The organism is Pantoea dispersa, assembly GCF_014155765.1.
Classification (GTDB): Bacteria; Pseudomonadota; Gammaproteobacteria; order Enterobacterales; family Enterobacteriaceae; genus Pantoea; species Pantoea dispersa.
Genome location: NZ_SCKT01000004.1, coordinates 195,758 through 220,276, shown reverse-complemented (window position 1 = coordinate 220,276; position 24,519 = coordinate 195,758). Strand labels below are relative to the sequence as shown.

The window sequence follows — 24,519 nt, the reverse complement described above, 5'->3', positions numbered from 1 at the left end:
ATTCTCACCGCGTGCACCAGCTGACCAGATAACTGTCTGGCGGTGGGGTATTGTCTGAGAGCAGGCGAACGTCTTTCTATCTTTTAGAGAATCGAGCAAAAAATATATGGTTTTTACACTGGGTCAACGCTGGATTAGTGATACGGAAAGTGAGCTGGGACTGGGGACAGTCGTGGCGCTGGATACGCGCATGGTCACACTGATGTTTCCCGCCACCGGCGAAAACCGCCTCTATGCCCGTAATGATTCTCCGGTCACCCGCGTGATTTTTAATCCGGGTGATACCGTCACCAGCCACGAAGGCTGGCAGATGCAGGTTGATGAAGTCCGCAACGAAAACGATTTAGTGACTTACATCGGCACGCGTCTTGATACCGACGAAAGCAACGTGGTGCTGCGCGAAGTGATGCTCGACAGCAAACTGGTGTTCAGCAAGCCACAGGATCGCCTGTTTGCCGGCCAGCTGGACCGCATGGATCGCTTCGCCCTGCGCTTCCGCGCACGCAAATACCAGAGCGAACAGTATCGCCTGCCGATCAGCGGCCTGCGCGGCATGCGCACCAACCTGATTCCGCACCAGCTGCACATCGCGCATGACGTCGGTCGCCGTCATGCGCCGCGCGTGCTGCTGGCCGATGAAGTCGGCCTCGGTAAAACCATTGAAGCCGGGATGATTATCCAGCAGCAGCTGCTGGCCGGACGCGCCGAGCGCGTGCTGATCGTGGTGCCGGAAACCCTGCAGCACCAGTGGCTGGTGGAAATGCTGCGCCGCTTCAACCTGCGCTTTGCCCTGTTTGACGACGATCGCTACACCGAAGCGCAGCACGACAGCGACAACCCATTTGATACCGAGCAGCTGATTATCTGCTCGCTGGATTTTGTCCGCCGCAACAAACAGCGGCTGGAGCTGCTGGCCGAAGCTGACTGGGATCTGCTGGTGGTCGACGAAGCGCACCATCTGGCGTGGAGCGAAGCCGCGCCGAGCCGCGAATATCAGGTTATCGAACAGCTGGCGGAAAAGACCGCCGGCGTGCTGCTGCTGACCGCGACGCCGGAACAGCTCGGCATGGAGAGCCACTTTGCCCGTCTGCGTCTGCTGGACCCGAATCGTTTCCACGATTTCGCGCAGTTCGTGGCCGAACAGCAGCACTACCGCCCGGTGGCTGACGCCGTCAGTACGCTGCTTGCCGATCACGCCATCACCAAAGAGGAGATGAACCTGATCAACGACCTGGTCGGCGAGCAGGACATCGAGCCGCTGCTGCAGGTGGCGAACAGCGATCGCGACGGCAAAGACGACGCGCGCAAAGAGCTGATTTCGATGCTGATGGATCGCCACGGCACCAGCCGCGTGCTGTTCCGTAACACGCGTAACGGCGTGAAGGGTTTCCCGAAACGCGAACTGCATCAGATTCGCCTGCCGCTGCCGGCGCAGTATCAGACGGCGATTAAAGTCTCCGGCATTATGGCGGCGCGCAAAACGGCGGAAGAGCGCGCGCGCGACATGCTGTATCCCGAGCAGATTTATCAGGAATTTGAAGGCGACAGCGGCACCTGGTGGAACTTCGACCCGCGCGTTGAGTGGCTGATGGGCTACCTCACCAGCAACCGTAAAGAGAAAGTGCTGGTGATTTGCGCCAAAGCCGCCACTGCGCTGCAGCTGGAGCAGGTGCTGCGCGAGCGCGAAGGCATCCGCGCCGCGGTGTTCCATGAAGGGCTATCAATTATCGAACGCGACCGCGCGGCCGCCTTCTTCGCTTCGCAGGAAGATGGCGCCCAGGTGCTGCTGTGTTCGGAGATCGGCTCGGAAGGGCGTAACTTCCAGTTCGCCAGCCGGCTGGTGATGTTCGATTTACCGTTTAACCCGGATCTGCTCGAGCAGCGTATCGGCCGTCTCGATCGTATCGGCCAGCTGCATGACATCCAGATTCTGGTGCCGTGGCTGGAGAAAACCGCCCAGGCAGTGCTGCTGCGCTGGTATCACGAAGGGCTGGACGCATTTGAGCACACCTGCCCGACCGGCCGCACCATCTACGACAGCGCCTACCCGCAGCTGATTGAGTATCTGGCCGCACCGGACAATCCGCAGGGGCTGGACGACTTTATCGCCCAGAGCCGCAAACAGCATGACACCCTGAAGGCGCAGCTGGAGCAGGGGCGCGACCGCCTGCTGGAGCTGAACTCGAACGGTGGCGAAGCCGCGCAGGCGCTGGCCGATGCCATCGGCGAGCAGGATAACGACACCGAGCTGGTGAACTTTGCGCTCAACCTGTTTGATATCGTCGGTATCAACCAGGAAGATCGCAGCGATAACCTGATCGTCCTGACGCCGTCGGACCACATGCTGGTGCCGGATTTCCCCGGCCTGCCGGAAGATGGCTGCACCGTAACCTTTAATCGTAACCAGGCGCTGTCACGCGAAGATACCCAGTTCATTACCTGGGAACATCCGCTGATTCGCAACGGCCTCGACCTGATTCTCTCCGGCGATACCGGCAGCTGTGCGCTGTCGCTGCTGAAGAACAAGGCGCTGCCGGTCGGCACGCTGCTGGTAGAGATGATCTATGTGGTCGAAGCACAGGCGCCGAAGCACCTGCAGCTTACCCGCTTCCTGCCGCCCACGCCGGTCCGCCTGCTGATGGATCGCGCCGGAAATAATCTCGCCGGCAAGGTGGAGTTCGAAAGCTTTAACCGTCAGCTCAACGCAGTCAATCGCCATACCGGCAGCAAGCTGGTGAACGCGGTGCAGCAGGATGTGCATCACATCCTGACGCAGGCGGAAAAAGTCATCGTGCCGGAAGCGCAGGCGCTGATTGCGGCGGCCAAAGCCGAAGCCGATGAGAAGCTGAGCGCCGAGCTGTCGCGCCTTGAAGCGCTGAAAGCGGTCAACCCCAACATCCGTGATGATGAGGTTGATGCGCTGGAGAGCAACCGCGAGCAGGTGCTGGCCAGCCTCGGTGAGGCCGGCTGGCGGCTGGATGCGCTGCGTCTGATCGTTGTGACACACCAATAATCGCTGAGGCCGCGCTGAATCATGCTGATGGAACCCTACAATCCGCCGCTCGACCCCTGGCTGCATATTCTGTATCAGGACGAGCACATCATGGTGGTTAACAAGCCGAGCGGTTTGCTGTCGGTGCCTGGCCGCCTTGAGGAGCACAAGGACAGCGTGATGACGCGCATCCAGCCTGATTTTCCGCAGGCGGAGTCGGTGCACCGGCTCGATATGGCCACCAGCGGTGTGATTGTGGTGGCGCTGACCAAGGCGGCCGAGCGCGAGCTGAAGCGGCAGTTTCGCGAGCGCGAGCCCGCGAAGCAGTACGTGGCGCGCGTCTGGGGACATCCGGCGGCGGAACAGGGCATGATCGATCTGCCGCTGATTTGCGACTGGCCTAACCGGCCGAAGCAGATGGTGAGTGTGGAGCTGGGTAAGCCGGCGCAGACGGAGTATCAGGTGCTGGCGTATGACACCGATAACAGCGCGCGGGTGCAGCTGAAGCCGATCACCGGCCGTTCACACCAGCTGCGCGTGCATCTGCTGGCGCTGGGGCATCCGATTCTCGGCGATCGCTTCTATGCCCATCCCGAGGCGTTAGCCATGGCGCCACGCCTGCAGCTGCACGCCGAATCGCTGACCATTACCCATCCGGCGTTTGGCAACAGCATGACGTTTCGCCAGCCGGCTGATTTTTAAGGGGCCGCCGCCCCTTATTTAAAGCCCTTCTCTTTGCGAATCAGGTCGTACGCGGCCTGAATCTCCTGCGCTTTCTGCTTCGCCATCTCCATCATCTCCGGCGGCAGACCTTTCGCCACCAGCTTATCCGGATGGTGCTCGGCCATCAGCTTGCGGTAAGCGCGCTTGATGGTGGTGCTGTCGTCGCTGCTTTTCACCCCCAGCACGCTGCAGGCATCTTCCAGCGTAGGGCCACGTTTCGCCTGCTGATAAGCGCCGCCGCCATACGACGAACCGCCACCAAACTGCTGACCGCCCTCCATCATGCGCAGGAACTGATCGAACTGCGCGCGGGAAATCCCCAGCTCTTCCGCGATAACGTACAGCACCTGACGCTCGTTGGGATGTAGCGAACCATCAGCAAACGCCGCCTGGATTTGAATTTCCAGAAACATCCGAATCAGGTCGAAACGGCCAAAGCAGGCGCTGCGCAGCTCGCGCAGTTTGTTACGTAACGGATATTCGCTCTGCTTACCTTCACGAAACGCACGCTGCGCCGCGGTACGTGCCTCGCCATGCAGCTGCATGCGATCCATAAATAAAGAGGCAATCTGGATATCCGCTTCGGTGACGCGCCCTTTCGACTTGGTCAGATGGCCCATCACCTGGAACGTGGTGCTGAAGAACAGCGTCTGACGCGCCTGATTGTTGGCGAAGTAGCCCTGTCCTTTTACGCTGCGCACTTTGTCAAACAGATGACCAATGATCAGACCCAGTACGATGCCCCAAAAGCCTGCTCCGGAAAGTAAGCCGAGAGCCAGACCAATAACTTTTCCCCAGTAGCGCATAAACTCCTCAATTCGCCATGCTTGCGGCTGAAAATTGCATTATCATACCTGTCATTTATCTCCGCGCCTAACGGCAACGCAGGCAGAGCAGGATTAACACTGGCGCAACGCCGGGCGGTACGTTAGTCTCTGTCCGGATTGTCGGCATGATGCCAGTTTTCATGGAATTATCGAAACCGCGTATGAAAAAACGTATACCTACCCTGCTGGCTACCATGATTGGTGCAGCGCTTTATAGTCAGCATGCACTGGCCGACGATCTGATGTCGCAGTGTATGCTGGGCGTGCCGAGCTACAACCGTCCGCTGGTCAGTGGCGACGCGAATTCGCTGCCGGTAACCATCAACTCTGACTCAGCAAAAGGGAACTATCCGAACGACGCGGTGTTCACCGGTAATGTTGATGTGCAGCAGGGGAACAGCCGTCTGGTTGCCGACGAGATGCAGCTGCATCAGCGTCAGCAGGACGGACAAACGACGCCGGTGCGTACCGTCGATGCGCTGGGTAATGTGCACTATGACGACAACCAGGTCATCCTGAAAGGTCCGAAAGCCTGGTCCAATCTGAACACCAAAGACACCAACGTGTGGAACGGTAATTATCAGATGGTCGGCCGTCAGGGTCGCGGTTATGCTGACCAGATGAAACTGCGCGGTAATAACCGCTATACCATTCTGGAAAACGGCAGCTTTACCTCCTGTCTGCCGGGTTCCAACAGCTGGAGCGTGGTCGGTTCGGAAGTGATTCAGGACCGTGAAGAAGAAGTGGCGGAGATCTGGAATGCGCGCTTCAAGCTCGGCAACGTGCCGGTGTTTTACAGCCCGTATCTGCAGCTGCCGATTGGCGACCGCCGCCGCTCCGGCTTCCTGATCCCCAACGCGAAATATGGCAGCAACAACGGCTTCGAATTCATGCTGCCGTACTACTGGAACATCGCGCCTCAGGCCGATGCCACCATTACGCCGCACTACATGAGCAAGCGCGGTCTGCAGTTGCAGAACGAGTTCCGCTACCTGACGCAGTTTGGTGCCGGCCTGTTAGAGCTGGACTATCTGCCGTCTGACAATCAGTACAACAAAGATAAAGCCGCGCGACCGTCGGTGCAGAACGACAGCAACGACGACCGCTGGCTGTTCTACTGGCGTCACTCCGGCGTCTACGATCAGCACTGGCGCTTCAACGCCGACTACACCAAAGTCAGCGATCCTTATTACTTCAACGATCTTGATTCGAAGTACTACAGCTCGACTGACGGCTACGCCACGCAGAAATTCAGCGTAGGCTACGCTGACACCAACTGGGATGCGACGCTGTCCAGCAAAGACTTCCAGGTGTTTGGTAATACCAGCAGCCAGAACGTGTATCGGGCGATGCCGCAGCTGGATGTCAATCTGTACCAGAACGATATCGGGCCGTTTGACGGTCGCATCTATGCGCAGGCGGTGAAGTTCACTAACGTCAGTAACCGAATGCCGGAAGCGACACGTTTGCACATCGAGCCAACGCTCAACCTGCCGCTGTCCAACGGCTGGGCCAGTCTGGATACCGAGGCAAAGCTGCTGGCGACGCATTACCAGCAGGATAACGTTAACTACTACAACGAAAATATCGATACCACCCGCACCAATCAGCTGAAAGAGTCGGTCAACCGCACCCTGCCGCAGTTCAAGGTAGATGGTCGCCTGGTATTTGACCGCAATATGGACTGGGCCGAAGGCTACACCCAGACGCTGGAACCGCGCGTGCAGTACCTGTATATCCCGTACCGCAACCAGAGCAACATCTATCCGTACGACTCCACGCTGCTGCAGACCGATTACACCGGCCTGTTCCGCGATCGCACCTACAGCGGCCTCGATCGTATCGCTTCGTCTAACGAAGTGGCGACCGGCGTGACCACGCGTATTTATGATAACGATCTGGTTGAACGTTTTAACGTTTCCGTGGGTCAAATCTACTCGTTTACCCCGTCTCGTACCGGCGTAAACCAGACGAATAAAGAAGATGATACCGGTAGCCTGGTGTGGGCGGGTGATACTTACTGGAAAGTCAGCGATCGCTGGGGCGTGCGCGGTGGCTTGCAATACGATACGCGGCTGGACAACGTTTCCCAGGGCAATGCCATTGTGGAATACCGTCGTGATGCCGACCGTATGGTGCAGCTGAGCTACCGCTACAGCAGCCCGGAGTATGTGGCGCAGGCTTTAAGTGGTTCAGGTTTGATTGACAACCCTAGCTACCAGAAGATCTACAAAAACGGTATCTCGCAGGTGGGCGCCACGGCCAGCTGGCCGATTGCCGATGCCTGGTCGCTGGTGGGGGGTTACTACTATGACACCCGTAACAGCCGTCCGGCCGAGCAGCTAGTCGGTCTGCAGTACAGCTCCTGCTGCTACGCCATTCGTCTGGGTTACGAACGCAAGATCAACGGTTGGGAAAACAACGACAGCAAGTATGACAACCAAATCTCATTCAACATTGAGCTGCGTGGTCTGAGTTCTAACTATGGCTTAGGCACCAATGAAATGCTGCGTCAGGGCATCATCCCTTATCAGCGCGCTTTCTGATGTTGTGATATTTGACAGGCTATCCCGCAGTGCGGAAACAACAATGGATAAAGTATGAAGAACTGGAGAATGCTGATTCTTGGTGTGGCGATCACCGCTAACACTGCGTTCGCAGCCCCACAGATGGTCGATAAAGTTGCCGCAGTCGTGAACAACGGCGTGGTGCTGGAAAGTGACGTAGACAACATGCTGCGCACGGTGAAGTCACAGGCGCAGCAGGCTGGTCAGCAGCTGCCGGATGACAAAACCCTGCGTCATCAGATCCTTGAACGCCAGGTCATGGATGCCATCATTCTGCAGATGGGCGAAAAAGCCGGTCTGCAGGTGAGCGATCAGCAACTGGATCAGGCGATCCAGAACATCGCCGCGCAGAACCGCATGAGCGTTGATCAGCTGCGCAGCCGTCTGGCCTATGACGGGATGAACTACAACGATTATCGCGCGCAGATCCGCAAAGAGATGCTGATCTCTGAAGTGCGTAACAATGAAGTGCGCCGTCGTGTCACCATTCTGCCGCAGGAAGTGGATACGCTGGCTAAGCAGATTGGCTCGCAGAATACCCAGGGCACCGAACTTAACATCAGTCAGATTCTGCTGCCGCTGCCGGAAAATCCAACCCAGCAGCAGGTTGATGACCAGGAAGCGCTGGCGCGTCAGCTGGTGGGTGAACTGAAAGGCGGTGCCGATTTCGGTAAACTGGCCGTGACCTACTCTGCCGATCCGCAGGCGCTGAAAGGCGGCAACATGGGCTGGGGCAAAATTGAAGAGCTGCCAACGCTGTTCTCGCAGGCGCTGAGCAGCGCGAAGAAAGGCGACATCGTCGGCCCAATCCGCTCCGGCGTTGGCTTCCATATCCTGAAAGTGAACGACCTGCGCGGTGAGAGCAAAAACATCTCGGTTACCGAGGTGCATGCCCGCCACATTCTGCTGAAGCCGTCACCGATCCTTACCGACGATCAGGCACGTCAGAAGATTGAACAGATCGCCGCAGACATCAAGAGTGGCAAAACCACCTTCGCCGCTGCCGCGAAACAGTTCTCCGACGATCCGGGTTCCGCGAACCAGGGCGGCGACCTCGGCTGGGCGTCACCGGAAATCTACGATCCGGCGTTCCGTGATGCGCTGCTGAAGCTGCAGAAAGGCCAGGTCAGTGCGCCGGTGCACTCCTCCTTCGGCTGGCACCTGATTCAGCTGCTGGATACCCGCCAGGTGGATAAAACCGATGCCGCGCAGAAAGAGCGCGCGTACCGTCTGCTGTTCAACCGTAAGTTTGCCGAAGAAGCGCAAACCTGGATGCAGGAACAGCGCGCCAGTGCTTACGTGAAGATTCTGGATGGCAATGGTCAGTAATTATCGTGTGGCGATCACGCCCGGCGAACCCGCCGGGATTGGTCCCGATCTCGCCGTTGCGCTGGCTCAGCGTGACTGGCCGGTTGAGCTGGTGGTGTGCGCAGATGGCGACGTGCTGCGCCAGCGCGCGGCTCAACTGGGTTTGCCGCTGACGCTGCGTGACTATCAGCCCGGCGTGGCACCGCAGCCGCAGCAGGCCGGTACGCTGACGCTGCTGCCCATCGCGACGGCGCAGCCGGTGACTGCCGGCGAACTGACGGTCGCCAACGGTCATTACGTACTGGAGACGCTGGCCCGCGCCTGCGACGGCTGCCTCAGCGGCGAGTTTGCCGCGCTGGTGACCGGTCCGGTACACAAAGGCGTGATCAATGACGCCGGCATCCCCTTCACCGGCCACACCGAGTTCTTTGCTGAGCGCGCCGGTGGCGATCGCGTGGTGATGATGCTGGCGACCGAAGCGTTGCGCGTGGCGCTGGCCACCACGCATCTGCCGCTGAAAGATGTCGCGGACGCCATCACCCGTGACAGCCTGCATGAAGTCATCACCATCCTGCATCAGGATTTGCAGCGTAAGTTTGGCATTCCGCAGCCGCATATCTTTGTCTGCGGCCTCAACCCGCATGCCGGCGAAAGCGGTCACATGGGCCGGGAAGAGATCGATACCATCATTCCGGCGCTCGACGAACTGCGTCAGCAGGGCCTGCAGCTCACCGGTCCGTTACCGGCCGATACGCTGTTTCAGCCGAAATATCTGCAGCATGCCGATGCGGTGCTGGCGATGTATCACGACCAGGGCCTGCCGGTGCTAAAATTTCAGGGATTTGGTCGCGCGGTGAATATCACCCTCGGCCTGCCATTTATCCGTACCTCTGTTGACCACGGCACCGCGCTGGAACTCGCCGGTCTGGGCAGCGCAGAGCCGGGCAGCTTTATTACGGCGCTTAACCTCGCCATCACTATGATCAAGAGCAGTAATGAATAATCGCGTCCATCAGGGGCACTACGCCCGTAAACGTTTCGGGCAGAACTTCCTGAACGATCAGTACATTATCGACAGCATCGTCTCCGCTATTCATCCGCAAAAGGGTGAAGCCATGGTGGAGATTGGCCCAGGGCTGGGTGCGTTAACCGAGCCGGTGGGCGAGCGTCTTGATGCGCTGACTGTCGTCGAGCTGGACCGCGACCTTGCCGCGCGTTTGCAGACGCATCCGTTCCTCGGCCCTAAGCTGACGATTTATCAGCAGGATGCGATGACCTTCGACTTCTCCGCGCTGTCGAAGGAGCAGGGTCAGCCGCTGCGCGTGTTTGGCAACCTGCCGTACAACATCTCGACGCCGCTGATGTTCCACCTTTTCAGCTATACTGGTTCGATTAAAGATATGCACTTCATGCTGCAGAAAGAGGTGGTTAACCGTCTGGTAGCCGGCCCGGGCAGCAAAGCTTACGGGCGTCTCAGCGTGATGGCGCAATATTATTGTCAGGTGATTCCGGTGCTGGAAGTGCCACCACAATCGTTCACCCCGCCACCGAAAGTGGATTCGGCGGTAGTGCGTCTGGTGCCCTTTACCCAGCCACCGTATCCGGTCAGCGATGTGCGTTTACTGAGCCGTATCACCACCGAAGCGTTTGGTCAGCGACGCAAAACCCTGCGTAACAGCCTGGGACACCTGTTCACGGCCGGTGCGCTGGATGAACTCAACATCGACGCCTCGCTGCGGGCAGAAAATGTCACCGTGGCGCAGTATTGCCAGCTGGCAAACTGGCTGGGCAATCATCAGGCTGAATCTGCGGAGAACTGAGTGCATGAGTGAACTGGCCCGCGTTTGTGTTCAGGTACTGAGTCAGTATGTGGAATCGCAATCCTCTCCCGATGAGGATCGCTACGTGTTTGCCTACACCATCACCATCCGTAACCTCGGGCGCAACAGCGTGCAGCTGCGCAGCCGCTACTGGCTAATCACCAATGGCAACGGGCGCGAGACCGAAGTGCAGGGTGAAGGCGTGGTCGGTGAGCAGCCGCATATCGCGCCTGGCAATGAGTTTCAGTACACCAGCGGTGCGGTTCTGGAAACGCCGATGGGCACCATGCAGGGACACTATGTGATGATCGACGAAGAGGGCGAGACCTTCCACGTGGAGATTCCGGTGTTCCGCCTCGCGGTGCAAACCCACATTCACTAATTCCTCCTCCGCCCGGCCAGTCCGGGCGGCGCGTTTTCATCGGACTGACTTAATGAGTACATACCTGATTGGCGATATTCACGGCTGTTATGACGAATTACGTGCGCTGCTGGCGCAGGTCAATTTTGATGCGCAGCAGGACGAGCTATGGCTGACCGGCGACCTGGTGGCGCGCGGTCCGGGTTCGCTTGAGGTACTGCGCTACGTCAGGTCGCTCGGAGACTGTGTGCGCATAGTGCTGGGAAACCATGACCTGCATTTGCTGGCAGTGTATGCCGGTATCAGTCGTAACAAGCCCAAGGATCGCCTGACGCCCCTGCTGGAAGCGGACGATGCCGACGAGCTGATTAACTGGCTGCGTCGCCAGCCGCTGCTGCAGGTGGATGAAGAGAAAAAGCTGCTGATGGCGCATGCTGGCATTACACCGCAGTGGGATCTGGAGACGGCACAGCAGTGCGCGCGCGAAGTTGAGGCGGTCTTATCCAGCGACAGCTATCCGCTGTTTCTCGATGCCATGTATGGCGACATGCCGAACAACTGGACACCGGAACTGAGAGGACTGGCGCGCCTGCGTTTTAGCACCAATGCGCTGACGCGCATGCGCTTCTGTTTCCCTAATGGTCAGCTCGATATGATTTGCAAAGAGGCGCCCGCCTCAGCGCCGCCGCCGCTGAAACCGTGGTTCCAGGTGCCCGGCAAAATCAGCAGCGATTATACGCAAATCTTTGGTCACTGGGCTTCGCTGGAAGGAAAAGGCACGCCAGAGCATGTGATCGGGCTCGACACCGGCTGCTGCTGGGGCGGAACGCTGACCCTGCTGCACTGGGAGAGCGGCCAGTATTACACCCAGGTCTCGAACCGTGACCAGGCCATGGCGGAAAGCGCGGTGAATGCGCCCTCCCCTCTGAGCGATATGCAGTAAACAAAAAGCCCCGCGATGTTAGCGGGGCTTTTTTTTGGTCACCATAAATGGCGCCCCTACAACGACAATCTGTACCGTGACAGCCATCAGCCTGATATTGCACGGGTTTATCGCGTCATAAACAGCAATTGATCCCTGTCTTTACAGGCTGCGCATTCATACGCACCTGGCCACAATCAACGGCGGCGATCCAGAATCTCAAAGCAGTAACTGTGCGAATTCTGCGCATCGGCATCGTGGAACTCACTGAACGTCGACTGCCACTCGTCCGGCTCGTAATCCGGGAACTGGGTGTCGCCTTCCACTTCCGCATCGATATGCGTCAGATAGAGACGATCGGCGCGCGCCAGCATCTGCGCATAAATCCGGCCACCACCAATCACCATGATCTCTTCTGCCTCACCCGCTGCGGCAATCGCTTCTTCCGGCGACGTCACCCAGGTCACGCCGTCATGGTTGCCGGGCTGGCTGCTGACCACAATATTCAGACGTCCCGGTAACGGGCGACCAATCGATTCAAAGGTCAGACGGCCCATAATCACCGGTTTGTTCAGCGTGTTGCGCTTGAACCACGCGAGGTCGGCAGGCAGGTGCCATGGCATGGCGTTTTCCATGCCAATAATACGATCTGCTGCCAGTGCCGCGATCAAACTAATCATGTTAAAAGACCTACAGGAAAAAAATTGGCGCAATGATACGTAAAGGTGAAACTTTCGTCGATAGGACGACCGTGCTATTTACGTAAAGCCCGCTTGGCTCGGCGTTTTGTCTGAGCGACAGAGTTTTACTCCGGCTTTGCGGCCGTTAGCGGAAAGAGCCGCCAGAATTCGCGGTGAAGGCGCTACAACTCAGGGTGATGCTCCACGCTGCCCGCGCGCTGTGTAAAGAAAAGCGCACTGTGTCCGCCCCAAAAAAAACGGCTCCCGCAGGAGCCGTTGATTTACGCATCAGAAATCGTAGCGCAGGCGCACCAGATTAACGTTGCCCAGTGATTTATCGGTACTGGAAGTGATCACGTACTCGTAGTCGACGCGGAAACCGTAGTCGAGCTGCGCGCTGACGCCCACGCCGTTATCGATACGCTTGTAGTTACGTCCGTTGACGAACTCCAGGCGATCGCCCATGAAGTACGGCTGGATGCTCTTCACAGCATACTGGCCGATCGGGAATTTATAACCGGCGAAGTATTCAACGCCCCACGCATCATCCGCGAAGTAGTTGTTAACGGTGTTGCGTTTGGTTGGCGAGAAGTTCTCATACCAGCCCGCACCGGCGGACAGCGTCCAGTTGTCCGGCGTCCAGCTCAGCGCGGTACCGTAGATATTCTGGTCGTAACGCTTGCTGTCGCCATTGCCCGGATTGCGGATATCCGCACGGGTGTAGTTCCACGCGGTGCCCCACGCCAGATCTTTGGTGATGTGATAGTTCACGCCCAGCGAACCGCCGCCCTTGCGCTTGTAGCGCAGGCCGTTGCCCGGCAGATAGTCGTCATCTTCAAACAGATAAGCGGCATAGACATCCGCATCGCCAAAGGTGTTTTTATACTTCAGCATCTTGCGCGAGCGGTAAGATCCGTCGTAGTCACCGTTGATGCCGTTGCCCGGTGCCTGGGCCAGCATATCGTAGTCCCAGATATCGGTTTTAGCGCCGACGACATCGTAATAAACGCTGTTCTGCTGGCCAAAATAGAGCTCGCCCAGCGATGCGCTTTTGAAACCGGTATACAGCTGGCGACGCGTGGTGTTGTGGGCACCGTCCGCATAGTGGTTATCCCAGCCCCACCAGGCCGGGAAGTTTACGCCCAGCTCGTAGTAACCCACCCAGCTGACATCGTCAAACAGGTAGTAGTTGGCGCTGAAGCGGAAACGTGAACCGCCGTCGTAGCCGTTACGCTTATACGATTTATCGTTAACCCCGTTCTGATGCAGATACTGCGGACGAATACTGCCGCCCACTTTGAAATCAAGACGGCTAAGCGGATCGCCGGCCTGCGGATCCTGCTTCAGCAGGGTGATTTCCGCCTGACTGGCGAGAGGTGCAGCAACAAGTAACGCAGCCACTGCGCTGAGAGTGAAAGCACGCATTTTCATTTTTATATCCCGTTAAGGTGAGCGCTCTATGATTGAGCAGCGGAATAGTACGGTGCGCTTAGCGGAGAGGTATTTATAATTTTGTGCGGATACGCCTGAATGTAACTGGTTTCGCATCAACTGATAAAAATTATGTCAAATCAATAGATTTGTAACGTATAACCTTATGCAGCACAGGCAAAACAGGCCAAAAAAAACGGCCCGCGCGGGGCCGTTTAGTCACTGAACAGGCGGTTTAGCCTTTGATCTGCGCGTGCATTTCCTGCACCGAAATCACTTTTTCGGTCGGATCCGCATTCAGCGCCATCGCGGTAGCAAAACCACCGTTCAGCGTGGTGTCGTAATGCACTTTGTACTGCAGTGCGCTGCGGCGAATCAGTTTCGAATCCTCAATCGCCTGACGTCCTGCGGTGGTGTTGACGATGTAAGTGTACTCACCGTTCTTCAGGCGATCCTGAATGTGCGGACGCCCTTCGTGCACCTTGTTCACCAGGCGCGGATTGATGCCGGCTTCACCCAGCACCACGGCGGTACCGTGCGTCGCATCCAGCTCGAAGCCAAACTTCTGCAGCTTCGCAGCCAGGTCAACAATACGTTTCTTGTCGCCTTCACGCACCGACAACAGCGCACGCCCCTGCTTCTTCATATTGCTCTGCGCGCCGAGCATAGCTTTGCTGAATGCTTCCGCGAAGGTGCGGCCCACGCCCATCACTTCACCGGTCGAACGCATTTCCGGACCAAGAATCGGGTCCACGCCCGGGAATTTGTTGAACGGCAGCACCACTTCTTTCACCGAGTAGTACGGCGGAATCACCTCTTCGGTCACGCCCTGTTCAGCCAGGGTTTTACCAGCCATCACGCGCGCAGCCACTTTCGCCAGCGGCACGCCGGTGGCTTTGGAGACAAACGGCACGGTACGCGCGGCACGTGGGTTCACCTCAATCAGGTAAACTTCGTTGTCCTTGACCGCAAACTGCACGTTCATCAGGCCACGTACGTTGAGTTCAAAGGCCAGCTTTTCCACCTGCTGGCGCATCACGTTCTGAATCTCAGTGCTCAGGGTGTACGCTGGCAGCGAACAGGCTGAGTCACCGGAGTGCACGCCCGCCTGCTCGATGTGTTCCATGATGCCGCCAATCAGCACGCGTTCGCCGTCGCAAATCGCATCGACGTCCACTTCCACCGCGTCATCAAGGAAGCGATCCAGCAGCACTGGCGCATCGTTGGACACGGACACCGCAGTCTGGAAGTAGCGCTTAAGATCCACTTCGTCATAGACGATTTCCATCGCCCGGCCGCCCAGCACGTAAGAAGGACGTACCACCAGCGGATAGCCAATCCCTGCGGCTTTTTCTACCGCCTGTTCCAGCGTCGCCACCGTGGCGTTAGCCGGCTGTTTCAGTTTCAGGCGATCCACCGCCTGCTGGAAACGCTCACGGTCTTCCGCGCGGTCAATGGCATCCGGGCTGGTACCAATCACCGGCACGCCAGCCGCTTCCAGCGCGCGCGCCAGCTTCAGCGGCGTCTGGCCACCGTACTGGACGATAACGCCTTTTGGCTGCTCGATGCGCACGATCTCCAGCACGTCTTCCAGCGTTACCGGCTCGAAGTAGAGACGGTCTGAGGTGTCGTAATCGGTTGACACGGTTTCCGGGTTACAGTTGACCATAATGGTTTCGTAACCGTCTTCACGCAGCGCCAGCGCCGCATGCACGCAGCAGTAATCGAACTCAATGCCCTGGCCGATACGGTTTGGCCCGCCGCCCAGGATCATGATTTTGTCGCGATCCTGATTAGGATTGGCTTCGCACTCTTCTTCATAGGTGGAGTACATGTAGGCGGTATCCGTGGCGAACTCTGCCGCACAGGTATCCACGCGCTTGTAAACCGGATGCAGGTTGAACTGATGACGCAGCTTGCGGATTTCACTCTCCGCCACGCCCGCCAGCGTTGCCAGACGCACATCGGCAAAGCCTTTACGCTTCAGCGCACGCAGGAAATCCGCGCTCAGCGAGTTGACACCTTCGCGCGCCACCTGCTCTTCCAGGCGCACCAGCTCTTCAATCTGCACCAGGAACCAGCGGTCAACGTTGGTCAGGTTGAACACGCCGTCGACCGACATGCCGGCACGGAACGCATCAGCGATATACCAGATGCGGTCAGAACCGGCATCTTTCAGCTCGCGGCGGATACGGGTCAGGGCTTCGCCATCATCCAGATCCACTTTCGGGTCGAAACCGCTGGCGCCCACTTCCAGACCGCGCAGCGCTTTCTGCATCGATTCCTGGAACGTGCGGCCAATCGCCATCACTTCACCGACCGATTTCATCTGCGTGGTCAGACGGTCATTGGCACCGGCAAACTTCTCGAAGTTGAAGCGGGGAATTTTGGTGACGACGTAGTCGATGGACGGCTCGAACGAGGCCGGCGTACGGCCACCGGTGATGTCGTTCATCAGTTCATCGAGGGTAAAGCCCACCGCCAGCTTGGCCGCAACTTTGGCAATCGGGAAGCCGGTCGCTTTCGAGGCCAGCGCTGAGGAGCGCGACACGCGCGGGTTCATCTCAATGACGATCAGGCGGCCATCTTTCGGGTTCACCGAGAACTGGACGTTGGAACCGCCGGTTTCGACACCGATTTCACGCAGCACCGCCAGCGAGGCGTTACGCATGATTTGATACTCTTTATCGGTCAGCGTTTGGGCTGGCGCCACGGTGATGGAGTCACCGGTGTGAATCCCCATGGCGTCAAAGTTTTCGATCGAGCAGACGATGATGCAGTTGTCGTTTTTATCACGCACCACTTCCATCTCGTACTCTTTCCAGCCAATCAGCGACTCATCAATCAGCAGCTCATTGGTTGGCGACAGATCGAGGCCGCGCTCGCAAATCTCTTCAAACTCTTCGCGGTTGTAAGCGATACCGCCACCGGTGCCGCCCATGGTAAATGACGGACGAATGATGCACGGGAAACCGACCTCTTCCGCTACCGCCAGCGCTTCTTCCATGGTGTGCGCGATACCGGAACGTGCGGTATCCAGGCCGATGCTCTTCATCGCCACGTCGAAGCGGCGACGGTCTTCGGCTTTATCAATCGCATCGGCGGTGGCACCAATCATGGTCACGCCAAACTCGGCCAGCACGCCCTGACGCTCCAGCTCCAGTGCACAGTTCAGCGCGGTCTGGCCACCCATGGTCGGCAGCACCGCATCCGGGCGCTCTTTTTCAATGATTTTACGCACCACTTCCCAGTGGATAGGCTCGATGTAGGTCGCATCCGCCATTTCCGGGTCAGTCATGATGGTGGCCGGGTTAGAGTTCACCAGAATGACGCGGTAACCCTCTTCACGCAGCGCTTTACACGCCTGCGCACCTGAATAGTCGAATTCACATGCCTGGCCAATCACAATCGGGCCAGCGCCAAGGATCAGGATAGATTTTATGTCAGTACGTTTTGGCATCGTGGGCTCCTGATTACTTCGCGTTAGAACGGTAAGCTTCGATCAGTTCGATAAAGTGATCGAACAGCGGCGCCGCATCGTGCGGGCCTGGGCTGGCTTCCGGATGTCCCTGGAAGCTGAACGCCGGTTTGTCGGTGCGGTGAATGCCCTGTACGGTCTGGTCAAACAGGGAAACATGGGTCACGCGCAGGTTAGCCGGCAGGTTGGTTTCATCGACGGCAAAACCGTGGTTCTGCGCGGTGAGCATCACGGTGTTGTTATCGAGGTCTTTCACCGGATGGTTGCCACCGTGATGGCCAAGCTTCATCTTCACGGTTTTCGCACCGCTGGCCAGCGCCAGCAGCTGATGGCCAAGACAGATACCAAACACCGGAATGTCAGTTTTCAGGAAAGCCTGAATCGCGCTGATGGCGTAGTCGCACGGCTCCGGGTCGCCAGGGCCATTCGACAGGAAAATCCCGTCCGGATTCAGCGCCAGCACTTCATCAGCCGGCGTTTGCGCCGGGACAACCGTCAGGCGACAGCCGCGATCCACCAGCATGCGCAGGATGTTGCGCTTGGCGCCGTAGTCATAAGCCACCACGTGGAACGGCAGCGCGTCAGCGCTTTGCTGCTCGGGCAGGCCGCCTTTCAGCGCCCAGCTCCCCTGCTGCCATGCGTAGGTTTCCGCCGTAGTCACTTCTTTCGCCAGGTCCATGCCTTTCAGGCCCGGAAACGCCTGGGCTTTCTGCAGCGCCAGCGCCGCATCCGGGCTGTCGCCAGCGATGATGCAGCCGTTCAGCGCCCCTTTCTCACGCAGCAGGCGCGTCAGTTTGCGCGTATCGATATCGGCGATACCGACAATATTGTTGCGCTGCAGATAGGCTGACAGGCTCTCTTCGCTGCGGAAGTTGCTGGTAATCAGCGGCAGATCGCGGATGACGAGGCCCTGAGCATGGATTTGACTGGATTCTTCATCGGCGGCATTGGCACCAACGTTGCCGATATGAGGATAAGTGAGGGTGACGATCTGGCGGGAATAGGAAGGATCAGTGAGGATTTCTTGATAACCGGTCATTGACGTATTGAAAACGACCTCCCCCACTGCCGATCCCGTTGCCCCGATGGCCCGACCGTGGAATTGGGTTCCGTCTTCCAGAACCAAGAGCGCTGACTTAATCAAAACATCCTCCAGGGAATAAACAGTCACAATATATGCATATTAATTCAAAATGATGCGCTGAATCAATGCAAAAACCGCCTGACCGCTCGATTTTTGGCAAATTGCGCGCATTCTAATGATCGACCTGGTGATTGTCTACCCTGAGTGGTTATTTTTTTGTATATTTCGGGCTACTGAATGTTAAAAGTGAAGCAAGGCGACAAAATAGTGAGAGATCTCCGATAAATAATCGGTTGCCTGACGCAATTAATGGCAAAACACCGGCTGACTGCGTAAATTTTTGACCAAATGGTCAAAAAAAGCCATCCGACACGAGAAAACGCGCAGATAAATCATAAAAATAAGAACCACAAACAAAAATGACAATCAGATCGCCATTTTACAGACAAAATAAAGGGCAATGAAAACATTGCCCTGTTCAATCAATATCTTACCGATTGAAATAACCACATCACGATGGTTCACAACACTCACAACATCGATAAATCCAGCACATCACGCATATCATAAAGGCCAGATTTCTTATCTTTTAGCCATGCAGCAGCCTTAACGGCCCCATTGGCGAAGGTCATGCGGCTGGAAGCCTTGTGCGTAATCTCTACGCGCTCGCCGATATCCGCAAACATCGCGGTGTGCTCACCGACAATATCGCCCGCGCGCACGGTGGCAAAGCCGATGGTTTGCGCCTTGCGCTCGCCGGTATGGCCTTCGCGCGCGTAAACCGCGTGCTCATCCAGCTTCCAGTGCATGGCGTCGGCAATCGCCTCTCCCATCGCCAGCGCCGTGCCAGATGGCGCATCCACTTTATGGCGGTGATGCGCTTCCACAATCTCAATATCCGCATAGTCGCCCATCACTTTTGCCGCCTGCTGTAACAGGTTAAGCACCAGATTGACGCCTACGCTGAAGTTCGCGGCAAACACGATGCCAATCTCTTCAGCTGCTTCACGGATGGCTGCCTTACCGGCTTCATCAAAACCGGTGGTGCCAATCACCATCGCTTTTTGATGCTGACGGCAGAACGCCAGATATTCCAGCGTGCCTTCCGGACGGGTGAAATCGATCAGCACATCGAAATCATTCACCACCTGCCGCAGATCGTCAGTCACCCGTACGCCGGTTTTGCCGATTCCCGCCAGTTCACCGGCATCCGCCCCCAGCAGCGAGGAACCGCTGCGCGCCAGCGCCGCGCCTAACACCACGCCTTCCGCCTGCTGTGCGGCCTGAATCAGATTGCGTCCCATGCGACCCGGCGCACCAACAATAGCAATGCGGATTTCACTCATATTTATTCATTCCTGATACAAAACTATGCATGCAAAGCGTAAACAGGTTAACGGTCAGATAACAGTCACGCCACAATAATAACGGGATAATAAGAATTTTAGGCCAGCCGCGATAGATTATCAGTAAAAGCAATCCCGCCCGCTGGAAGTCACGGCTGAGGTGACAAAGGATAAAGAAAAGGCCGAACATTGTCGGCCTGTTTCTGTCAGCAAATTGAAGTGCTTACTGCACGTTGCGTACGTCGACGCGCAGCTCTTTCGGCACTTCAAACACGATATTCTCTTCACGGCCAATCAGCTCAATTGCCGCTTCGCCGCCCAGCTCACGCAGGCGCTGAATCACCTGCTGCACCAGAATATCCGGAGCCGAAGCGCCGGCGGTAACGCCGATACACTGCACGCCTTTAACCCACTCTTCCTGAATATCATCCGCAGAATCAATCAGCTTCGCCAGCTTGCCGGCACGCTGCGCCAGTTCCGCCAGACGATTCGAGTTGGAGGAGTTTTTCGAGCCGACCACCAGAACCACCTCCGCATCCTGCGCCAGCACGCGCACGGCTTCCTGGCGGTTGGTGGTGGCGTAGCAGATATCATCCTTACGCGGTCCGATGATTGCCGGGAAGCGCTGACGCAGCGCATCGATCACGTCCGAGGTATCATCCACCGACAGCGTGGTCTGCGTCATAAAGCACAGGTTGTTTTCATCTTTTACCTGCAGCTTAAACACATCCTCAGGCGACTCCACCAGATACATACCGCCGTTCGGGTTGCTGTACTGGCCCATGGTGCCTTCCACTTCCGGATGGCCGGCGTGGCCGATGAGAATCGCTTCCACACCTTTACGGCTGGCACGCGCCACTTCCATATGCACCTTGGTCACCAGCGGACAGGTGGCGTCAAACAGCATGGTGAGGCTGCGCGCTTTCGCTTCGGCGCGTACCGCCTGGGAAACGCCGTGTGCCGAGAAAATCAGGATGGCGTTGTCCGGTACTTCACTGATCTCTTCAATGAAGATCGCACCGCGCTCGCGCAGACTGCTGACCACATAGCGGTTATGCACCACTTCATGACGCACGTAGATCGGCGCGCCATACATCTCCAGCGCCCGCTCGACAATGCTGATGGCGCGGTCGACGCCTGCACAGAAACCGCGTGGGTTAGCTAACAGGATTTGCATCGCTGGCCTCCAGCACCGGATCGATCTCCAGCACTTCAATCTCGAATTTAATGCGCTGACCCGCCAGCGGATGGTTGAAATCGACGGTAATCGAGTCACCGGAAATTTCACGAATCACGCCCGGCATTTCGCTGCCGCCCATGCCGCTGAACAGCATGATGGCACCGACTTCCGGCTCGCCCGCGTCGATGAAATCACGGCGCGAGAAGTACTGGATCAGATCCGGGCTGGCAGCGCCAAAGGCGTCTTCCGGCTCCAGCGTAAAGGCGTGCTGATCGCCCACTTTACGCCCGACCAGCTCCTGCTCCAGCGCCGCCGACAGGCTGCCATCTCCCAGACGGAACAGCGCAGGCTTGCCGTTGGCGCGCGTGGATTCAGCCGTCGAGCCATCCTCCAGCTTCAGTGTAAAATGCACCAGCAGCGCGCTGTCGCGCTGAACGATGTCTGTCATCTGTTACCCTTATTTATTCGTGACCTGTTTGCCTTTCGGGCTGAGAAAGCCCTCCAGCACCACCAGCGCCGCACCGATGCAGATTCCGCAGTCGGCAATGTTAAAGGTGGCGAAGTGCCAGTCACCGACATAGAAGTCGATAAAGTCGACCACAAAGCCGTGCCAGGCACGATCAAACAGGTTACCCAGCGCCCCGCCAATAATCAGCGCGTAGGCAATGTTGGTTAATTTATTGCTGGCGCGATTGCGATACATCATCACCAGCAGCGACACCACAATGGCGATGGCGATACCGGCAAAGAACCAGCGCTGCCAGCCGCCTTTGTCTGCCAGGAAGCTGAACGCCGCGCCATAGTTGTGCGCGTAGAACAGGTTCAGGAACGGCATCAGCGGCTGAGTTTCATGCAGCATCATGTTGTTCATGACCCACTGCTTGCTGGCAAAATCGACCACGATCACCACCAGCACCAGCCATACCCAGCGCAGTCCGGTTGAGCACAGTTTACTCATCAGGCAAATTTCCGCACTTCACCGTTTCCGGCTACGTTGGTGTAGCAACGTCCACACACCGCAGCATGCTCCGGATTCTGGCCGACGTCAGTAGTGTAATGCCAGCAGCGCGGGCATTTCTCGCCTTCTGCTTTATGCAGCGCGATTTTCAGACCTTTTAACAGCTCGCTCTGCTGCGCTTCGTCGCTGGCCGTTACGTAATCCGCCACGGTCGCGCCCGAGGTCAGCAGCACGAAACGCAGCTCATCGCCCAGCGCCTGCAGCTTCGCCGCCAGTTCCGGATCGGCGTACAGCGTGACGGTGGCTTCGAGTGCGCCGCCGATGCGTTTGTCGCTGCGCGCCTGCTCAATCACCTTGTTCACTTCACCGCGCACTTTCAGCAGTTCTGCCCAGTAAGCATCGTTCAGCGCTTCATCCTGCGCCAGACCAAACAGGCCCTGATACCACTCTTCGGTGAACACGTACTGTGGACGCTCGCCAGGCAGATAGCCCCAGATCTCATCCGCGGTGAACGACATGATCGGCGCCATCCAGCGCACCAGCGCTTCAGCGATATGCCACAGCGCGGTCTGACAGCTGCGACGCGCCAGGCTGTCGCCCTTCGCGGTGTACTGACGATCTTTGATCACGTCGAGGTAGAACGAGCCCATCTCGATGGAGCAGAAGTGCATCAGACGCTGCACCACTTCGTGGAAATCGTAGTTCTCGTACGACTGCACAATATCCTGCTGTGCCGCCAGCGCACGGCCGACAGCCCAGCGATCCACTACCACCATCTCTTCCGGACTGACGCAGTCGGTCGCCGGGTTGAAGCCTGCAAGGTTCGCCAGCAGGAAGCGCGCAGTGTTACGGATACGGCGATAGCTATCGGCGGCCCGTTTCAGGATTTCGTCGGATACTGCCATCTCACCGGAGTAGTCGGTTGAGGCCACCCACAGACGCAGAATATCTGCGCCCAGTTTGTCCATCACGTCCTGCGGTGCCACGGTGTTGCCGATGGATTTCGACATTTTGCGGCCCTGACCGTCGACGGTGAAGCCGTGAGTCAGTACCTGACGGTAAGGCGCTTTGCCTTTCATCGCCGTGGAGATCATCAGCGACGACATGAACCAGCCGCGATGCTGATCCGAGCCTTCCAGATACATATCCGGTGCGTGCCCGTCAAATTCCGGACGCGCATCTACCACCGAGAAGCTGGTCGATCCGGAGTCAAACCAGACGTCGAGGGTATCCGGCACTTTGACGTAGTGATCGGCGTCATCGCCCATCAGATCGCGCGGATCGAGATCCCACCACGCCTGAATACCGTCCTGCTCGACGCGCTGCGCCACTTTCTCCATCAGCTCCAGCGTATCCGGGTGCAGCTGCTCGCTCTCTTTATGGACGAACAGCGCCATCGGCACGCCCCAGGTGCGCTGACGCGAGATGCACCAGTCCGGACGGTTAGCGACCATCGCTTCGATACGCGCCTGACCCCAGTCCGGGATCCACTGCACACCTTTGATCTCTTTCAGCGACTGCGCACGCAGGCCTTTCTGATCCATGCTGATAAACCACTGCGGCGTAGCACGGAAGATGATTGGCGTTTTATGACGCCAGCAGTGCGGATAGCTGTGCAGCAGTTTTTCCACGTGCAGCAGCGCGCCTTTCTCCTGCAGCAGCGCAACGATCATGTCGTTGGCTTTAAATACGTTAACGCCATCCAGGGTTGGATAGGTGCCCGGCAGATACGCGCCGTCCGGCCCGACCGGGTTAGCGGTTTCGATGCCGTACTTCTGGCCGATCACATAGTCATCCGGACCGTGGCCTGGCGCGGTGTGCACCGCACCGGTACCGGCGTCCAGCGTGACGTGCTCGCCCAGCACCACTTTCGACTGGATCTGCTCAAGGAACGGATGCTGGAACAGCTGCAGCTCCAGCGCGGCGCCTTTGCACTCGCCCAGCACCTGCCACTCACTGATGCCTGCGCGTTTCAACACCGATTCCACCAGATCTTTCGCGAGGATCAGGCTGCGGCCGGCAATCTGCACCAGCTGGTAGTCGAATTCCGGATGCAGCGAGATGGCGCGGTTTGCCGGCATGGTCCACGGCGTGGTGGTCCAGATAACCAGTGAAACCGGGCCTTCTGACGTTGCAACGCCAAACTTCGCGCGTACCGCATCGGCATCCAGCGCGTTAAACATCACGTCGATAGAAGGTGAAGTTTTGTCGTAATACTCCACTTCCGCTTCCGCCAGCGCGGAACGGCAGTCCATGCACCAGTGCACCGGCTTGGCGCCTTTGTGCAGATGACCATTACCGATGATCTTGCCCAGCGCGCGAATGATGTTGGCTTCGGTCTGGAAATTCATGGTCAGATAAGGACGATCCCAGTCGCCGAGCACGCCAAGGCGGATGAAGTCCTTCTTCTGGCCTTCAACCTGCTCCGCCGCGTAGTTGCGGCAGGCTGCGCGGAATTCAGCTGCGCTGACTTTCTCGCCCGGCTTGCCAATCATCTGCTCAACTTTGTGCTCAATCGGTAAGCCGTGGCAGTCCCAGCCGGGAACATACGGCGAGTCAAAGCCCGCCATGCCTTTCGACTTAACGATAATATCTTTCAGAATCTTGTTAACTGAGTGACCAATATGAATGCTGCCGTTCGCATACGGAGGGCCATCATGCAGGATAAAGGTTTTTTTCCCTTTTTTGGCTGCGCGGATGATGCCGTACAGGTTGTCATCATACCAACGTTGCAGCATTCCCGGTTCGCGTTTGGCCAGATCGCCACGCATCGGGAACCCCGTTTCCGGCAAATTCAGGGTAGATTTATAGTCACTCATCAGATTCTCGGTTCCGTATTTCG

18 protein-coding genes are annotated in these 24,519 nt (G+C 57.6%); 8 read left to right on the top strand and 10 right to left on the bottom strand.

Annotated features, from left to right (window positions below; genetic code table 11):
• Positions 1-106: 106 nt before the first annotated feature.
• Both rapA and rluA read left to right on the top strand, forming a co-directional pair.
• Entirely contained in the window at positions 107-3,013 is a 2,907-nt protein-coding gene (gene rapA, locus H7K56_RS14275; RefSeq protein WP_150360684.1) for an RNA polymerase-associated protein RapA, read from the top strand.
• A 21-nt stretch (positions 3,014-3,034) separates the two neighbouring features.
• Entirely contained in the window at positions 3,035-3,694 is a 660-nt protein-coding gene (gene rluA, locus H7K56_RS14270) for a bifunctional tRNA pseudouridine(32) synthase/23S rRNA pseudouridine(746) synthase RluA (protein WP_150360683.1), read from the top strand.
• A gap of 14 nt (positions 3,695-3,708) precedes the next feature.
• Here the strand turns inward: rluA and djlA are convergent, their stop codons facing one another.
• Positions 3,709-4,521: a co-chaperone DjlA gene (djlA, locus tag H7K56_RS14265; protein ID WP_021312869.1), complete on the bottom strand. Its 813-nt coding sequence runs from the start codon at positions 4,519-4,521 to the stop codon at positions 3,709-3,711.
• Positions 4,522-4,703: 182 nt separating this feature from the next.
• Here djlA and lptD point away from each other — a divergent pair, with 182 nt between their 5' ends.
• Genes lptD through apaH form a run of 6 tightly spaced genes read left to right on the top strand, consistent with a single transcriptional unit; the run spans position 4,704 to position 11,541 of the window.
• Entirely contained in the window at positions 4,704-7,088 is a 2,385-nt protein-coding gene (gene lptD, locus H7K56_RS14260; RefSeq protein WP_249042719.1) for an LPS assembly protein LptD, read from the top strand.
• A 54-nt stretch (positions 7,089-7,142) separates the two neighbouring features.
• Positions 7,143-8,438: a peptidylprolyl isomerase SurA gene (gene surA / locus H7K56_RS14255; RefSeq protein WP_031279707.1), complete on the top strand. Its 1,296-nt coding sequence runs from the start codon at positions 7,143-7,145 to the stop codon at positions 8,436-8,438.
• Positions 8,428-9,420 (top strand): 4-hydroxythreonine-4-phosphate dehydrogenase PdxA, encoded by a 993-nt coding sequence (pdxA, locus tag H7K56_RS14250; protein ID WP_059010320.1) that lies wholly within the window; start codon positions 8,428-8,430, stop codon positions 9,418-9,420. Before surA ends, pdxA begins: the two co-directional genes overlap by 11 nt.
• Complete coding sequence (gene rsmA, locus H7K56_RS14245) at positions 9,413-10,237, top strand: 16S rRNA (adenine(1518)-N(6)/adenine(1519)-N(6))-dimethyltransferase RsmA (RefSeq protein ID WP_021507587.1); 825 nt, start codon at positions 9,413-9,415, stop codon at positions 10,235-10,237. Before pdxA ends, rsmA begins: the two co-directional genes overlap by 8 nt.
• Before the next feature lie 4 nt (positions 10,238-10,241).
• Positions 10,242-10,619, top strand: a complete 378-nt coding sequence (gene apaG / locus H7K56_RS14240) for a Co2+/Mg2+ efflux facilitator ApaG/CorD (RefSeq protein ID WP_021507588.1) — start codon at positions 10,242-10,244, stop codon at positions 10,617-10,619.
• A gap of 52 nt (positions 10,620-10,671) precedes the next feature.
• Positions 10,672-11,541 (top strand): bis(5'-nucleosyl)-tetraphosphatase (symmetrical) ApaH, encoded by an 870-nt coding sequence (gene apaH / locus H7K56_RS14235; protein WP_150360681.1) that lies wholly within the window; start codon positions 10,672-10,674, stop codon positions 11,539-11,541.
• Between the two features lie 176 nt (positions 11,542-11,717).
• On the opposite strand, the gene folA is transcribed toward apaH, so the two are convergent.
• From folA to ileS, 9 genes are all read right to left on the bottom strand, one after another.
• The gene (gene folA / locus H7K56_RS14230; RefSeq protein ID WP_031279709.1) at positions 11,718-12,200 is read right to left on the bottom strand and encodes a type 3 dihydrofolate reductase; all 483 of its coding nucleotides are present in this window, start codon (positions 12,198-12,200) and stop codon (positions 11,718-11,720) included.
• 288 nt (positions 12,201-12,488) lie between these two features.
• A complete protein-coding gene (locus tag H7K56_RS14225; RefSeq protein WP_058774843.1) occupies positions 12,489-13,631 on the bottom strand; it encodes a porin in 1,143 nt (380 codons plus the stop codon).
• 235 nt (positions 13,632-13,866) lie between these two features.
• The gene (gene carB / locus H7K56_RS14220) at positions 13,867-17,091 is read right to left on the bottom strand and encodes a carbamoyl-phosphate synthase large subunit (protein ID WP_021507592.1); all 3,225 of its coding nucleotides are present in this window, start codon (positions 17,089-17,091) and stop codon (positions 13,867-13,869) included.
• A 13-nt stretch (positions 17,092-17,104) separates the two neighbouring features.
• Positions 17,105-18,253, bottom strand: coding sequence for a glutamine-hydrolyzing carbamoyl-phosphate synthase small subunit (gene carA / locus H7K56_RS14215; RefSeq protein WP_150360680.1), 1,149 nt, complete (start codon positions 18,251-18,253; stop codon positions 17,105-17,107).
• Positions 18,254-18,723: 470 nt separating this feature from the next.
• A complete protein-coding gene (gene dapB / locus H7K56_RS14210; RefSeq protein ID WP_021507594.1) occupies positions 18,724-19,539 on the bottom strand; it encodes a 4-hydroxy-tetrahydrodipicolinate reductase in 816 nt (271 codons plus the stop codon).
• A 223-nt stretch (positions 19,540-19,762) separates the two neighbouring features.
• The gene (gene ispH, locus H7K56_RS14205; protein ID WP_021507596.1) at positions 19,763-20,716 is read right to left on the bottom strand and encodes a 4-hydroxy-3-methylbut-2-enyl diphosphate reductase; all 954 of its coding nucleotides are present in this window, start codon (positions 20,714-20,716) and stop codon (positions 19,763-19,765) included.
• The gene (fkpB, locus tag H7K56_RS14200) at positions 20,697-21,167 is read right to left on the bottom strand and encodes an FKBP-type peptidyl-prolyl cis-trans isomerase (protein ID WP_021507597.1); all 471 of its coding nucleotides are present in this window, start codon (positions 21,165-21,167) and stop codon (positions 20,697-20,699) included. The genes ispH and fkpB overlap by 20 nt, the downstream gene beginning before the upstream one ends.
• A 9-nt stretch (positions 21,168-21,176) precedes the next feature.
• Entirely contained in the window at positions 21,177-21,677 is a 501-nt protein-coding gene (gene lspA, locus H7K56_RS14195; protein WP_021507598.1) for a signal peptidase II, read from the bottom strand.
• Positions 21,677-24,496 carry an isoleucine--tRNA ligase gene (gene ileS, locus H7K56_RS14190; protein ID WP_031279711.1) on the bottom strand — a complete coding sequence of 940 codons (2,820 nt, stop codon included), beginning with the start codon at positions 24,494-24,496 and terminating at the stop codon, positions 21,677-21,679. The genes lspA and ileS overlap by 1 nt, the downstream gene beginning before the upstream one ends.
• Between the last annotated feature and the right edge of the window lie 23 nt (positions 24,497-24,519).